General features: G+C 35.3%; 8 protein-coding genes. 5 read left to right on the top strand and 3 right to left on the bottom strand.

Annotation, left to right across the window (positions count from 1 at the left end; genetic code table 11):
- Nucleotides 1-2: 2 nt before the first annotated feature.
- The 5 genes from AAY42_RS01235 to AAY42_RS01215 all read left to right on the top strand — a co-directional run bounded on the left by AAY42_RS01235 (nt 3) and on the right by AAY42_RS01215 (nt 11,378).
- Nucleotides 3-1,682 carry a RagB/SusD family nutrient uptake outer membrane protein gene (locus AAY42_RS01235; RefSeq protein WP_055392192.1) on the top strand — a complete coding sequence of 560 codons (1,680 nt, stop codon included), beginning with the start codon at nt 3-5 and terminating at the stop codon, nt 1,680-1,682.
- 265 nt (nt 1,683-1,947) lie between these two features.
- A complete protein-coding gene (locus AAY42_RS01230; protein ID WP_055392191.1) occupies nt 1,948-3,756 on the top strand; it encodes an alpha-L-fucosidase in 1,809 nt (602 codons plus the stop codon).
- A gap of 83 nt (nt 3,757-3,839) precedes the next feature.
- Nucleotides 3,840-4,967, top strand: a complete 1,128-nt coding sequence (locus AAY42_RS01225) for a putative glycoside hydrolase family 15 protein (protein WP_055392190.1) — start codon at nt 3,840-3,842, stop codon at nt 4,965-4,967.
- A gap of 321 nt (nt 4,968-5,288) precedes the next feature.
- Entirely contained in the window at nt 5,289-9,455 is a 4,167-nt protein-coding gene (locus tag AAY42_RS01220; RefSeq protein WP_055392189.1) for a hybrid sensor histidine kinase/response regulator transcription factor, read from the top strand.
- Between the two features lie 39 nt (nt 9,456-9,494).
- Nucleotides 9,495-11,378 (top strand): sulfatase, encoded by a 1,884-nt coding sequence (locus tag AAY42_RS01215; RefSeq protein WP_082433285.1) that lies wholly within the window; start codon nt 9,495-9,497, stop codon nt 11,376-11,378.
- Between the two features lie 967 nt (nt 11,379-12,345).
- On the opposite strand, the gene AAY42_RS01205 is transcribed toward AAY42_RS01215, so the two are convergent.
- Genes AAY42_RS01205 through AAY42_RS01195 form a run of 3 tightly spaced genes read right to left on the bottom strand, consistent with a single transcriptional unit; the run spans nt 12,346 to nt 15,760 of the window.
- The gene (locus AAY42_RS01205; protein ID WP_055392187.1) at nt 12,346-14,667 is read right to left on the bottom strand and encodes a tetratricopeptide repeat-containing hybrid sensor histidine kinase/response regulator; all 2,322 of its coding nucleotides are present in this window, start codon (nt 14,665-14,667) and stop codon (nt 12,346-12,348) included.
- On the bottom strand, nt 14,652-15,398 hold the full coding sequence (locus AAY42_RS01200; protein ID WP_055392186.1) for a LytR/AlgR family response regulator transcription factor: 747 nt from the start codon (nt 15,396-15,398) through the stop codon (nt 14,652-14,654). Before AAY42_RS01200 ends, AAY42_RS01205 begins: the two co-directional genes overlap by 16 nt.
- On the bottom strand, nt 15,395-15,760 hold the full coding sequence (locus tag AAY42_RS01195; RefSeq protein ID WP_055392185.1) for a hypothetical protein: 366 nt from the start codon (nt 15,758-15,760) through the stop codon (nt 15,395-15,397). Before AAY42_RS01195 ends, AAY42_RS01200 begins: the two co-directional genes overlap by 4 nt.
- Between the last annotated feature and the right edge of the window lie 217 nt (nt 15,761-15,977).

The raw sequence follows: 15,977 nt of genomic DNA, 5'->3' as shown, positions 1-15,977 counted from the left end.
AAATGAAAGAAAAATTTAAAATAAGCTTATTACTCATTATTCTTTTAATGGGTTTGTCGTGCGAGGATTATCTTGTTGAAGAACCACCATCATTTATTGCAGCAAACGATTTCTGGCAAACAGCTAGTGATGCTAGAACTGGTGTTGACGGTATTTATAGAATTGTGAACGATGTGCATTTTAGATGGATGGCTGCTGTAGATTCGTTCACAGACGACCAAGTTTGCAAATCCGGAGGCTCACCTTTTATAAATTCTTTTGGTACACATACGGTGACACCATCCGATAGGATTTTTGAACAAGTAGATGTATATACTGGTTGGTGGACAGGTATAAGCAGAGCCAATACAGCTTTAAAATTTGTGCCGGACATAAATATGGACGAAACTGAAAAAAATATAATTCTAGGTGAGGCTCGAGCTTTAAGAGCATTTTTATACTACAACTTAGTCAAATTATATGGTGACCTACCCATGCTTACCGATGCTATAGAGAGTACTGAAGATTTTGATAAACCCAGAACAGATGCAGAAACTATTTATAATGAAATTATAATACCAGACCTTCAGTTTGCAGAAAATAATTGTAGAGAGGGTTTACATACCGATGGTCACTTTACTAAATGGACTGCCAAAATTATTCTAGCGGACGTTTATTTGACTCGCGCAGGATATAGAAGAACGTCAAGAGGAGAGTTTGTTCAAGGAGATGCAGCTAATTGGGCTTTAGCTCGCGATAAAGCAAAAGAGATACTTGATGATTCTCCACACGCTTTAAATACAGTGGCCAAAGTAGATGGTGCCAACATAACACCGGCATTTGGCGTAGCATGGGATTATCAAAATCCGTTTACACCAGAGGCAATGCTGGAGTTATCCTATATCAAAGTCATAAATTTAGGAAGTTGGTACAGTCGTGAATGTAATCCACATGTTGATGGCCGTCAATATTGGGGGCCCCAAAATCAGAGCCCGTTATTAGACTCTGAAGGTATTGATTTAACCGTAGCACAAATGGATTTTCTTGGCACTCAAATGTTGCGTGCAGCATCTTACATACCAACTCCGGATCTCTATGATGCTTTTGAAGACGGTGATGAAAGACGTGACTTTAGTTTAATGACAAGATACAATTCTGCTGATGGTCGAACCTTTTTGTGCCAACCAACTTTTAGGAAATTAATAGATATTGAATATTTTCTTGGAGGGGAAGAAACAAACTTTAGATATACAACCGCAAACCTAATACTTTATAGATATGCAGATGCCCTGTTAATATATGCCGAGGCCCAAAATGAAGCTGATGGAACTCCAAATGCCCAAGCCTATGCAGCTATTAATGAAATTAGAAATAGGGCTGGTTTAGAAGATTTGACCCCTGGTCTATCTCAAGATGATTTTAGACAAGCTGTTTGGCAAGAAAGACGCGTAGAGCTTAACGCAGAGTTCAAGCGTAAATTCGATCTTATGAGAACCAACAGATTAGTTGCTGAAACAACGGATATAAACCTTGATTGGACTGCAGCACAAGGGTCATTAACCGATTATAGAAATGCTTATACTCCTTATTATAATGGTAGACCACCATTCCCGGACTATGAATGGTTGTGGCCAATACCACAATCGGAAATGGATTTAAATGTATTTAACGATTGGTACCAAAATGAAGGTTATGTCGATTAATATTTGATACACTGGTAACGCCCAAGAAATTACTTCGCTAACTTTCTTGGGCGTTATTTAAAAAATCAAAATTCCATATGAATTTCATACTCTAACACCCTCAATATAGAAATACTTTTCTCAAGCAATACTAGCTTAATTTATTAACGCTTTAAATTTTGTGTCTGTATTCCATACCGTTGTCGTAAAAAATACCAGAAACATAGTGGTGTCTACAACAGACATTTGAAACAATATAAAATTTAAAGAATACTAGAATAGAAAAATGAAAAAAAACACCTACATCAATAATACCTTACTACTACTTCTCTTCATAATATTAATTATAAGTAATCCTTTATTTTCACAAAAGAAAGGTGAAAAGGGAATGGACGAAATGTGGGGGGACGATAAAGTAAAGGTAGATGCCTTAAGAAACGGAAAAGGTAAACTTTTTGATGAAGGTAATTTTGGAATGTTCATCCATTGGGGGCTTTTTTCCAGTTTAGGAGGCGTATGGGAAGATAAAACCTATTATGGCATAGGGGAATGGATCATGAATCCCAGAGTAGCCAATATTCCACCTAAAGAATATATGGCAACAGCCAAAGATTTTAATCCAACTGATTTTGATGCAAAAAAAATAGCAAAACTTGCTAAGGATGCTGGAATGAAGTACATCATCATTACCAGTAAGCATCACGAGGGGTTTGCAATGTTCGATTCTAAAGTAAGTGACTTTGACATCGTTGATGCTACACCATTTGCCAGGGACCCTATGCACGAACTGTCCGAAGCTTGTCATGAATTAGGGCTAGGTTTTGGTTTTTATTACTCCCATAATCAAGATTGGACCACTCCTGGAGGAGGAAAGGGACCGGATTTGGATGACAAAGGAAATAAGGTTGGGTTTAAAGATTATTTTTACAATAAATGTAAACCTCAGGTTAAGGAGATTTGTTCAAATTATGGACAAATAGATTTTGTATGGTTTGATACACCAGGCAATATGCCAAAAGAATATGTGGTAGAACTAGCGGATATGGTGCGCAAATTACAGCCAAATGCCATGATGTGCAGTCGTATTGGACATGGTATGGGCGATTATGCCAGCAAAGGCGATATGGAAGTACCCACAAAAAATATTCCTGGACTTTGGGAAACTTGCGACACCAATAACGATTCTTGGTCGTATGCTTGGTATGACAATAATTTTAAAAGTCCCAGAGAAATACTTAGCAGGCTTATTGAAACTGTTGGCAGAGGAGGCTCTTACTTATTCAATGTAGGACCAGACCCTAAAGGTGTAGTTCCAGAAATCGGGGTAGAATTTTTAGAGGAAGCTGGTGCATGGATAAAGAAATATCCCCAAGTGGTATACGCCGCAGGTTCTTCGCCATGGGGACATAAATTACCTTGGGGTGATATAACAACAAAAGACAATTCATTATTTCTTTCTGTTTTTGATTGGCCGTCCGATGGAAAATTATACTTACCTGGACTAGAAGCCCAAATAGAATCGGTATCAGTTTTAAACTCATCAGAATCCGAGGATATTTCATATGAAAGAGATAAAGACTGGACTATTTTTAATATCCCCAGTAAAGCACCTGATGATTTAATTTCTGTAATTGAAGTCAAATTAAAAACCCAAGCAAACAACATAGAAGTTAATGCACCAATAGGTGTATATCCCAACACGGAAAATATATTGCTAAGTGAATTTGCCGAGGTTAAAAATGCTGAAGAGAAAACCATACGCTGGATGGAGAAATTTGGCGAATGGAAACATGCAAATCAAATAAATAACTGGGAGGATAACGGTACTGTAACTTGGGAAGTTAACGTACAAAAACCTGGCTACTATTATTTAGAATTATGTTATCGTGGTTCTGGTAGGTTGGTTTGGAAAACAACAACAGACGAAAGTGTAATGATACAAAACCAACAAGCCGCCACTGAAAAGTATGTTTTTTATAATATGGGAATTTTAGAATTCAAAACTCCTGGAAAACATACAATAACAACCTCTTTGGTTGAAGGAGACAAGAAGACATCCAGTTTGAAATCTCTGGCTTTGAAGCCAATTAAGTAGATTTCTTAACTGAAAATTTAGTGCACCAAAAAATTACCTATTGGGATTTTTTCTAACTTAATTAGAATATTGGGAATGGTATTATGAGAAAAATAAATCTTATAATTTTCACTTTACTGGGTTTCTTGTCTTATTCACAACAAGAATACTATCCAAATTTTAGCTGGGATAAAGTTCCTGTAGCATTTCATTTTGGTAAACGTGATGGTCTAATGACCAAAGACGAAGCGAAATTCGTAACATCTAGGTCAAATTTCATTGTTCTAGAGAAAGCACATGGCGCTCCAGACTATGAATATACCGAAGATGCTATTGCCAAAGAAGCAAGGAAGCTAAAAAAACTGAATCCTGGGATGAAAGTTATTTTTTATTGGAATTCTTTTTTGGATTACAATATGTACAAAGCCCATGAAGTATATCAGAATCATCCTCAATGGTGGTTACGTAAGCAAGATGGTGAATTGGATTTTAAGAACAAAGGGTTAAAACGTTACGATTTGTCCAATCCAAAAGTAAGGGATTGGTGGACGGATGTTGCTAAAAATGAAATTGTAAATGGAAGTACAGATGGTATTTTTATGGATGCATTTATCCAAGTTTCAAATCCCGCGAATATTAAACTCTGGGGACAAAAAAAGTATAATGATATTCAACAAGGCTTAAAGGATTTAATCAAGGAAACAAGGGAGAAATTAGGAGATGATAAGCTAATCGTTTATAACGGTATCCGTTCAACCTTTCAAAGAAATGTAGGTAATAATTTCCCTGATTATACAGATGTTGTAATGATTGAGCATTTTGGGCATTTTGCAAGCACTTCCAAAGAAAGTATGTTAACTGATATACAAGAAATGGAAAAAGCCGGGAAATCTGGTAAAATTGTAGTTTTCAAAGCTTGGCCCGGTTTTGCTTGGATTGATAAGGAAGCTATGTCCAAACCATATGTAGAAAAGCAAAAAATTGCTAAAAATAGTATTACATTTCCTTTGGCTGCCTTTTTGGCCGGTGCCCAGGAACATTCCTATTTTATATACAATTGGGGTTATAGAATGGAAATGGGATGCTTGGAATGGTATCCCGAATTTGATAAGCCGCTAGGGAAGCCTTTAAATGATATGGTCATAAATGGTTGGGTATTAACAAGAGAATACGAGCACGCTTTGGTTTGGGTAAATTTAGAAACCAATGAGGCTAAAATCAATTGGAAATAACAATGTGATTAATGAAGATAATCAAAAGAGTAATTTTGGTTGGTGGCAGGTATCTTAGTAAGTTTATCTATTTCAGCGTAATACAAGAACAGTATTGCCATCAGTTTTATTGCAGAATAAGCTGGTAGGTTTGCCATATAGATATTAATGGAAAGAGAATCTTCAGCCTTAAGAACTACATGAACCTGTAGCTTTTTATTCTGGTAACATGAAAATGGTTGATTAATTGGAAAGTTTTCTACTATAATATAGCTAATTTGTTTTTCATTATAATGATAACATTTCCTTAAATCAAGGATAGCTATAAAAACTAATAATTATATGAAGTTGATTAATAAGCAATCTATTATAAATCTATTTCTGCTAAGCTTTAGTTTATTAAATTTTACTATTGCCCAAAACTTTCAACGAATTTCAAATAAAGAAGGGTTTAACCAAAATACCATCAATACTATTGAGCAAGATTTGTATGGCTTTATTTGGTTTGGCACACCTAATGGTTTAATAAAATATGATGGCTATGAGTTTAAGACCTATACGACCCAATCAAAAAATATAGGCAATATTTCAAGTAACCATATAACATCACTTTATAATGACAAAAAAGGTGTTTTATGGATAGGAACCAATCTTGGCCTTAGTGCCTACATTCCTTGGTTAGAAAAGTTTTATACCGTTTCGCTCCCTAAAGGGTTATCTATTAATCGCATTGTATCAGGACCTCAGGGACGTATTTGGTTCTCCGGAGAAAACCAGTTGTATACATGTAATCTTCAGGATGTAGAAAAAGGCATTTTTAAAGTCTCAGAGAATATTTTAGAATCTGTTACTGATACTATTGAAATTTTAGATTTTAGTTTTAAAGATGAAAATTCACTTATTGTAGGAACTACAAATGGTTTGAAAAAACTTTTTTTTGATGCAAAAACTTTTAGTACAAAACCAGAAATAGAAGCTATAAAAGATTTTGAAGTTTTTGAAACGAAAATAGTTAGAGCGATTTTAAACTTAAATGATATTTTTTGGATAGGTACGGATAGTGGCATATTCAAGGTAACAATTGATGGTGATACAGCCCATGTACTTAATGATTTTAGTTCGTCAAATAACCAAAACATCTCTAAATGGTCAGTAAAGACTATCACTGAAGGTCATTCAGGAGTGATTTGGGTTGGGACAAGAAATTACGGATTATTTAAATATCATAAAGAACAAGACTATTTTGATCATTTTGATTATGATTCCAAAAACCAGTTTAGTTTAAGCGCCAACCACATCAATGCATTATATCAAGATGATTTTAATGTGATGTGGATAGGTACTGCACAAGGCGGAATAAACAAGTTGGATGTTTTTCAAAAACCATTCTTGTCATATACCAACAATCCCTATGATTCTTATTCGATTCCAGATAATTTAATAACATCAATTTTTGAAGATTCACGAGGGAAACTTTGGATATCCGCTTTCAAGGCAACGTTGTCCAGAAGCTTGAGCAAGGTAAATAGCAAGACAGTCAAAAAACTTAAGTTCGAGGACCTACAAAACAAAATCCCATTAAATAAGGGAGATGTGCTACGATGTATTTTTGAAGACAAATATGGGTTTTTGTGGTTTGGAGCGGATCATTCTTTGATGGTTTATAATCCAAAAAATAATCAATTTAAAAGGCTTTCTTTAATACAAAATGGAACACCTTTAAATGAAAATCCTATTAGGGCCATTAAACAAATTGATGAAAATCATATCATCTTATCTGGAAATAATATCACCGTTCTATCAAATCCTTGGCAGAAAATTAAAGCAAAAAATAAAGCTGATATAGATGTGTCTTCATTTTTGAGTTTGGATAACAGCAGAGTTCAAGATGTATTAATGGATAATACAAACAACTTATGGTTTGCCACATCTAAAGGACTCATGCATGGAACATTTAATGGAGGCCAAATTGCAATAAACAAAGTATATACCAACAACAAATCCGATGAAATTAGATTAAGCCTTAATAATATATTTACACTTCATCAAGAAAATAACCATATCTGGATAGGAACATTTGGGGGAGGGTTAAACAAGATGACCCTAAATACAGAAGGAGAACCAATAAAAATAGAATATTATAGGAAAAATGACATTCTTCCTGATGATGCTATTTATGGTATTCTACAACAAGATGATGAGTATCTATGGTTAAGTACCGATATGGGTTTGGTGAAGCTTGATATTGATAGTACCAATAATGTAAATGTTTATGATGTAAGAGATGGTTTGCCCCAAAATAATTTTAGGCAGAATGCTTTTTTTAAAGGAAGGTCAGGATATATCTATTTTGGCGGATTAAACGGATTAACGGTTTTTAATCCAGAGGAAATAAAAAAGAATGACCAAGCCCCTGAGGTTTTAATATCAGCTTTGTTGATTAATAATCAAAGGATTGAAATAGGAGAAAAAATCAATGGTAAAGTCTTACTCGAAAAATCAATATCAGAAACCGATAACATTGCCATAAGTCAAGACGAAAGAATTATATCTTTTAATTTATCTGTTAAACATACTTCGGTTCCCTCAAAAAATAAGTTGGCCTATAAGTTGGAAGGATTTAATGACGACTGGATTGAGTTGGAAGAAGGAAAGGCAATAGTAACGTATACCAATCTTTCTGCGGATAATTATGTTTTTAAGGTTAAAGCAGCTAATGGAGATGGTATTTGGAGTGAATCTGAAAGAACTTTAAATCTTGAAATTTTGCCGCCATGGTATAATACTTGGTGGAGTTATCTAATCTTTTTTATAATTGCCATAGGTCTAGGTGTAGGCGTTGTTATATATTTTGTTCAACACGAACGGTTAAAACAAGGGCTTTTATATGAGAAAAAGGATAAGGAACGTATTGAAACCATTAATAAGGGAAAGTTTCAGTATTTTACGAATTTATCGCATGAATTTAGAACACCTCTAACATTAATTGCAGGTCCTTTAGAACGTATTATTGCAAAAAACTCCGATCAAAGCAATGTGAAATATTTGTCCATCGTTCAGAAGAACACTAAAAGACTACTCAGTCTGGCGGATCAATTAATTACATTTAGGCAGGCAGAAGAAGGGCGAGTTAAACTGAATCTTACAAAATTAAACTTAGGTGAGTTTATATATCCAACCACCGAGGCTTTTGAAAATTACGCTTTAGAAAAAAACATTAACTTTTTTTATAAGGTCTCCGACCCAAACGAAGATATCGTTATCGATATAGAAAAGTTTGAACGTATCATATTCAACCTGCTTTCCAATTCATTTAAAAACATACACCCACAAGGTACTATTAGTATAGAAGCAGGAATAGTGCGCTCTAACGATAAAAACTGGATTAAAATTGATGTTATTGATAATGGAAAAGGAATACCTCCCGAAAATTTAGATAATATTTTTGAGCGCTTCTATCAACTGGGGAACAAGGAAGGTGATATCAGTGGAGGAGGCATTGGACTGTCGTTTTGTAAATCTCTTGTTAGTTTGTTTGAAGGCGAAATTCATGCTACAAGTACTCCCGGTGTTGAGACTCGATTTACCGTGAAAATACCATCTAAGCCCATAGAGTCCCATGATGTTGATAATATAGGTATAAATGAAAAATCTTTTATTAAAGATTGGGTACCACTATCCAATACTATAAGCAAAGAGAATACTGATACTACTGAAACAAAAAGTCAAAAAGAGTTTTCTATTCTAGTGGTTGAAAACGAAGAAGATGTTCAGAGTTTTTTGTATCATGAACTCTCTTCCACTTACAATGTAAGGATAGCCAATAATGGCATTGAGGCACTTGACAAAATCAAACTAAATGAGCCTGATTTAGTAATAAGTGATGTTATGATGCCAGAAATGGATGGTTATCAGCTTTGTGAAAGAATAAAGTCTACCCCGGAAACTTGCCATATACCCGTATTATTATTAACAGCATTAGGCGCGAATGAAGACGTTATCAAAGGACTGGAGTTTGGAGCAGAGGAATATTTAAGTAAGCCTTTTTCTATAAAACATTTAGAATTGCGAGTTATCAGGCTAATTCAGAACAGTAAAAAAATAAGACAATATTTTTCTAAAAACAGTGCCTTACCAAAGGCGGGTATAAAACTTGAATTATCAAAAAAAGATGAGATTTTTCTAAAGAAAGTTACTCAAGTCATAGAAAAAAATATATCCGATTCCAGTTTTGGGGTTGAAGAACTATCAACCGCAATGGGTTCAAGTAATTCACGCTTTTACAGACGTTTAAAACAGCTTACAGGCCAAGTGCCAAACGTGTATTTAAGAAATTACAGATTACAACGGGCCGCTGAACTCTTAAAAAGTAACGAAGGATATAATGTAGCCGAAGTTATGTACCAAATTGGTATAGAATCAAACTCATATTTCTCAACATCGTTCAAAAAACTACATGGATTCCTACCATCTGAGTATTTAAAAATGGAAATATCTAAAACAACATAATTAGATAATTATTGGGAACATTTAATAGCAAAACAAGAAATGAAAATAATTAAGATAGTAACATTAATAGCAATCGTATTTGCTTGTAAAGGAAGTAAAACTGTGCTATCCAATAATGTATTGGATACGGATAGACCAAAACCCAATGTCGTTTTAATCCTTACTGATGATTTAGGATGGCAAGATGTTAAATGTTACGATATTGATGAACCGTCTCCTTACGAAACTCCCAATATTGACGCACTTTCAAAAAAAGGAGTTATGTTTTGGCAAGCCTATTCGCCTGCTCCAACCTGTGCACCAAGTAGATGTGCGATAATGAGTGGTAATCATCCGGCCAGGGCACAAAAAACGCATGTTGTAGGAGGACACCCTCCTTTACCCTATTTAAAAGATACGTTTAGAATGATGGATCCCTGGTATAGCGGAAGAATGCCCGAAAACGAAATGACCTTGGCACGGGCCATGCAAAACAACGGGTATACCACAGGACATGCAGGTAAATGGCATATGGCCGTAGATCATAAAGCATACCCACAACCAGAAGACCAAGGTTTTGATTATACACGTTCAGATCGAGGAGTAACTAAACCCCAAAAGCCTAACAGACTTACAGATTTTGCTACTGATGAGGCTTCAGACCCTTTTCGTTTAGATGAAAATGGTTATCCATACCATCAAAATAATGAAGATGCCTTAAACTTTTTAAGACAAAACAAACAAGACCCATTTTTTCTATATTATGCCACGTGGTTGGTACACGCGCCAATTCATACAAGAAGCAAAGCTTTGCTAGAAAAATACTGCGAAAAATTAGGTGTTGATTACCCCACAGATCCAGGGAATTGGCCCTTAGATGGTCAACGTAATCCCTATTACATTTCTATGGTAGATATGATGGACTATTATGTGGGACAAATTTTTAATTACCTGGAAACCACTGATGACCCAAGATGGCCTGGTCATAAATTAGTAGAAAACACATATATTATATTTACTTCAGACAATGGAGGTATGGAGGGGAAAGCAGAAATTTTTACAGATAATTATCCTTTAGATCGAGGAAAAATTTCAGCGATGGAGGGAGGCACTAGAGTTCCCTTGATTATTACAGGGCCAGGAATTGAGAAAGGAGTACAGTCTGATGTGATGGTAAATGGATTGGATTTTTATCCAACTATTTTATCCCTTACAGATTCAAAACAACCAAAGGACAAATCCTTTGATGGGTCTGATATCTCGGAATTGCTATTAAAAGATCCAACCGATCCTAATTTGGTAAAAAGCCAGGACGGGGATACCCGAACTACAATGATGTGGCATTTTCCGCATGGCATTGCATTAGAAAGCACCATTAGAATAGGAGATTACAAATTAATTAGAAATTACGATTCCATAAATAATCCAAATACTGAATCTTTGGAACTTTACAGACTTTACAATTCTGAAGGAAAAAAAGTAGAGCGTGTTGACATTGAAGAATCTAAAAATTTAGTGAATGAGCTCCCTGAAAAAACGAAACAACTAAATAATAAACTAACAGAGATGCTTACAGAAATAAAAGCTAGTTATCCCTATTATAATTCTGAATATAATGGGAAATTACCTCACAAAGAAAGCGTCCCAACTGTTTTGTCCCATGAAAATAACCAAAGTGAAGTCACATTCTCTTTTGAAGAGCATGGTGCAAAAGTGATAAAAGCAAACCTTATTTATACGTCAAATGGTGGTGAACGTTTTGAAGAATGGTTTCAAACACCGGCAGAAGTCATGAATACCAAAGTAAAGGTTACATTACCAAAAGGTACAACACATTATGTGATCAATCTTATTGATGAAAATAATTATTTAGTGAGCTATCCACTAATGGGACAGAAAAAAAGAGGGAAAAAGCAATTTTATACTAATGCTTTGAAAAATTGAAATAGTAGTTTTTTGCATATTAAATTTGGAAATACAATAGCTTGGTTTTAAAGCTATTTTAAAAAGCCACGGCAGAGCAACACTGAGTTTTTATTGGTTAATTTATCACCAATTCTAAACGCGCTGCAGCAGGGGTAATGATTCCGTTATTATTTTTGTTTTAGTATTGATCAGTAATATTTTTGTTTTTAAACAAGATTCGGGTAAACCAAACAAAGACTATAAGACTCCATAAACCTAAGAATGGACCTAAGTCTATTAAACCAGCACCGGCTGGTGCTTGGGGAAAGTTAACATATTTGAGGTTTATACAGCCTATCAAGAGGGTTCAGTCTTACTTTCAAGTAACTGGAAATGGAAAAGTGACTTTCCAAAAAATAAGCCAGTTAATGGAATCCATTTTGAAATATTGGTAGAGTCCAATAAAGCCCGTGCTTCCGTCAGGCTATGACCAGTGGTTTAGGACACGATAAGCAGAAACAAAAAACACTGAAAATCATAGGATTAACAGTGTTTTGATACCACTTAAAATGGTTAAGTCGGGATGACAGACCCTATTTTGGGTATGCCAATGTCTTTCAAATCAATTAATTATTTTAGAAAAAGCTAAAATTGACAAACAACACATTACCCAGATAATTACTTGAAACACTTTCTTTTTATTTATAAATTCCACTATGGGAAATAATGAAGTAGTATTCGCTATTTCTATGCATAAAGTCATAAAAATTATGATTTAAATGAGTCCCACTTAACTAACAATTTAAGGCCCGCCACCTATTTTCTTTATCCGTTCCAAGAAATGGCGATTTTATAGCACCTTTATGTCATAAGAACGATCTTATATGTTTTTAAAAACAAAAAAGCTTGTGATTTTTAGCAGGTTCGCTTTTGAAATTATAGCCGAAAAGATGGTCGAATATCGATTCATTAGATATGGAATGTACATCTATTTAGCCCTGAGCTCTTAATTGTGCGACATTTCTTTAGAAGTTTTCATTTTGTCAATAGCATTGGCCAATCCAAGTACCAATTCCTGTAGTTGATACGGTTTGGGAATGTAACCATCCATGCCGGCATCATAGCATTTATTGATCTGTTCTTTTAAGAGACTGGCGGTCATAGCTACAATAGGCGTCCGTTTATCTATATTTTTTAAAACTTCCAATTCTCTGATTGCTCGGGTAGCTTCATAGCCATTCATCTCGGGCATTTGCACATCCATTAAAATCATATCAAAAGCTTTTTCTTTAAAGGCTGATAAAGCCTCGACACCGTTTTTAACAATAGTAATGTCCACTTCGGGTATAAACCATTGTAGGTCATCTTGGGCCACCATAATATTAAACCTATTATCTTCCGCGAGAAGGATTTTTACCCCCTTCATTTCCTTGCCGATTGCCAAGAGTTCATTCTCGGCAAGTATTTGATTTGTTGTTGTTTTCTTGTTCTTGGGGAGTTGTAAAGGCAATTGAAAGTGGAAGGAAGTTCCCTTTTCTTCTTCACTTTCTACCCAAATTTTCCCATTTTGCAGTTCAATAAGCTGTTTTGAAATGGCGAGCCCCAATCCAGTTCCCCCAATACTGCCTTTGGAAATATTATCCCCCTGTTTAAAGGATTCAAAAATAAGATTCTGTTGGGTTTCCGAAATTCCGAGACCGGTGTCCTTTACCTCAAATTGAATGAAATTGCCAGCTTGGTCTAACCTTATTTCAATACTCCCCTTTTCGGTGAATTTTAAGGCATTGTCCACTAGATTGACCAATATTTGTTGCAGTCGAGCGGTATCGCCCACCACTTGTTTTGGAAAATCTTTTGGAATAGTAGTTTTTAATAATAGTCCTTTTTCTTCAGCTTTGTACTGGAACAAATGAATGGTATTGTGAACTATTTTTGGAACATCGATTGCTTCTTGTACAATATCTAGGTTGCCGGATTCTACTTTTGAGAGATCTAAAACATCATTTAATAACACTAAAAGATTATCTGCACTTACTTTCATAGCATCTAGATAATGCTTTTGGTTTTTTGGGTGTTTTTGCCGACGCATACTGTTCAACATCCCAGAAATAGCATGCATTGGTGTACGTATCTCATGGCTCATATTCGCCAGAAACTGTTCTTTATAACGTTCGGATTGTTCTGCCCTTTCTTTTTCTTGGGCAATGATTTTATTTTGTTTGCGGATGATTTTAAGACGAGTATAAATGAAAAAAAGCCCCGCTATCAAAAGAACTAACCCTCCAGATACAACCCATATGATTGACCTTTGATTGGAAAGTTGGTTATCTGACAGTACTTTTTCCTGACGGGCAAATTCTTGCTCTCGTTTCGTGTTCAACTTGCCGATTTGAAGCGCGTCGTCAAATGAACGTTGTTCTTGATGCAGCTCAAAGAATTTTTCAAAATGATAATAAGCTTTTTCAAAATCATCCCTTTCCTTGTAAGCCCTATGCAAGACCTCATGAGCATCTATTTCTTCCCGAAGCATACCAAACCTTAGCATAAGGTTCAATGCCTCATTTCCATGATAAATAACTAAATCTACATCTTTGGTAATTAAATAAGCTTTTGCGAGAAGCACGTGCTCGCTTGCAAGTTGCGAAGGAGTATTTGTATGGAAGCTAATAGCCTTTTTCGAATAAAAGATTGTTGAATCAAGTTCATTATTTCTAAAATGATGTTCTGCAATAAATCGATATAGTTGATTGTAGTATTCTTCTTCTAAACAATAAAATCTATCGTCGCATCTAAAAGGGAGGCCTTCTTTCTCGCATTTCTTAAAGTATATTACAGCCTGGTCATTAGCACCTATCAGAGAATACAATTCGCCTACTCCAGTACTTGCATCTCTATAAATATAAAAAATACTATCCCTTCGCGAATAGGTCACTGCTTTTTCTAAATACTCCAGACTTTCCTTGTACCGCTGTTGCTGTTTCAACAATTCACCCAAAGACGAATTTAGTCTTGCTTCAACTTGTCTAACTACTTCGAAATCTGGATTTTTTGTAACAAGCTCTTCTAAATGAACAGCCATTTCATAGGCACCTGAGTAATCGCCATAATCCCACATTCGATTATCAATAACCCTCGGTAGCAAAGTGATTTCCGTTACTATGTCGCCCACTTTCCTTGCACTATCAATCTGCGCCTCCCATTTTTTCACTACTTTAAGTCTGGCTTCTCTGCCCATGGCAGCATTCAATTCTTGAGCTGTAGCTATAGATAGACTAAACACAGTCAAAATGATAATCAGTAGCCAAGTTTTACTTATTCTTCTTGCCATTTTTTGAATTGATCTTGTTTTCTTCTGGAAATTGGAATCTCCGTCATATCAGAAAGGATTATTGAAGATCTTCTTACTGATATAATATGATTTTTGCTGACAATAAATGATTTATGACATCTAAAAAAACCTTTATCTTCCAATACCTCTTCCAAATTCCTTAAGGTTTTCGAAACCAGTTCCTTTTTATCTTTAACCAAATTGATGTAACTGTAATTGCGTTCTCCTTGAATACTGACGATGTCTTTTAGGAGGATATACAATTCGCCCTGTTGGGTTCTTAGGATCATGGTTTGGTCTTTGGCGTTTTGTGCCTTTAGATTATGTAACACCAAATTCATGGAAGGCGATTCCGTTTCTTTATATCGTTTAACAGCATTTTTTAATTCCTCCAAATCAAAGGGTTTCAGTAAGTAATCCAGTGCATTGAACCGAATGGCCTTGATGGCATAATGTTTATAGGAGGTGATGAAAATGGTCCTAAATGCAATGTTTTTAAGCTGGGACAACATTTCAAAACCTGTCATGTCCGACATTTCCACATCAAGAAACACCAAATCCGGATTTAGCGAAGCGATTTTGGAAATGCCCTGTTTGCCGTCAATGGCCATTCCAAGCACTTTTATCTCCGGAAAGTGTTGCTGGAGCTTATCCTTCAATAAGTCTTGAATGAAAGGGTCGTCATCAATGATTACACAACCTATTGGTATTGATTTTTTTTGATTGGTCATTTAAAATGTAAACGGATATATTCGGATACCTCGAACAAGGCACCTTGTAATTTAACAATAATCTCGTTAACAAGTTGCTCTAGTTCCAAAAGGGACATGGTTTCATATTCAAATTCTAGTCGCTGTACCGTAACCATAATATTCTGTATGCCAAAGAATTGCAACTGTGGGCTCATCTTATGGAGGATTTGTCGTATGCGCAGCCGATTTTGGTCGGTCAACGCCTTTTCCAACTGATGGGTTCGCTCGGGAATCAAGTGCTCAAACTGCACGAGGTATTTATGCATTCTAGCGCTATCGTCACGTGAAATGGCTTTTAGATTAGTTAGGTCAATATAGGTCATCTTTCCATCTGCATTCATGGTTTGAGGTTCATAAAATTTTCAACTGAAATTAAAAGTAACATATTTATTTATAGCCTTTTGGAAAACTAATCGAACGGTGAATCCAAAGGAGGTTAACCGTTTGATAATCCATTTGATCAATACAGTTGTCTTTGATAAAAATACCTTGGAATTCGTCATTTTCAGCCCTTGTTTTGAAATAAAAAGACAAACTCAGTGCAAACCAAAAAATGTA

Origin of the sequence: Flagellimonas eckloniae (assembly GCF_001413955.1) — a bacterium.
Classification (GTDB): Bacteria; Bacteroidota; Bacteroidia; order Flavobacteriales; family Flavobacteriaceae; genus Flagellimonas; species Flagellimonas eckloniae.
The sequence above is the reverse complement of the archived record's forward strand: the minus strand, read 5'-3'. Positions and strand labels throughout refer to the sequence as shown.

What these genes read in the sequence shown, in the direction of transcription:
- AAY42_RS01225 (WP_055392190.1), top strand. Translation starts at nt 3,840, where the DNA reads ATGAGAAAAATAAATCTTATAATTTTCACTTTACTGGGTTTCTTGTCT.
- AAY42_RS01220 (WP_055392189.1), top strand. Translation starts at nt 5,289, where the DNA reads ATGAAGTTGATTAATAAGCAATCTATTATAAATCTATTTCTGCTAAGC.
- AAY42_RS01200 (WP_055392186.1), bottom strand. Translation starts at nt 15,398, where the DNA reads ATGACCAATCAAAAAAAATCAATACCAATAGGTTGTGTAATCATTGAT.
- AAY42_RS01235 (WP_055392192.1), top strand. Translation starts at nt 3, where the DNA reads ATGAAAGAAAAATTTAAAATAAGCTTATTACTCATTATTCTTTTAATG.
- AAY42_RS01195 (WP_055392185.1), bottom strand. Translation starts at nt 15,760, where the DNA reads ATGAATGCAGATGGAAAGATGACCTATATTGACCTAACTAATCTAAAA.
- AAY42_RS01205 (WP_055392187.1), bottom strand. Translation starts at nt 14,667, where the DNA reads ATGGCAAGAAGAATAAGTAAAACTTGGCTACTGATTATCATTTTGACT.
- AAY42_RS01230 (WP_055392191.1), top strand. Translation starts at nt 1,948, where the DNA reads ATGAAAAAAAACACCTACATCAATAATACCTTACTACTACTTCTCTTC.
- AAY42_RS01215 (WP_082433285.1), top strand. Translation starts at nt 9,495, where the DNA reads ATGAAAATAATTAAGATAGTAACATTAATAGCAATCGTATTTGCTTGT.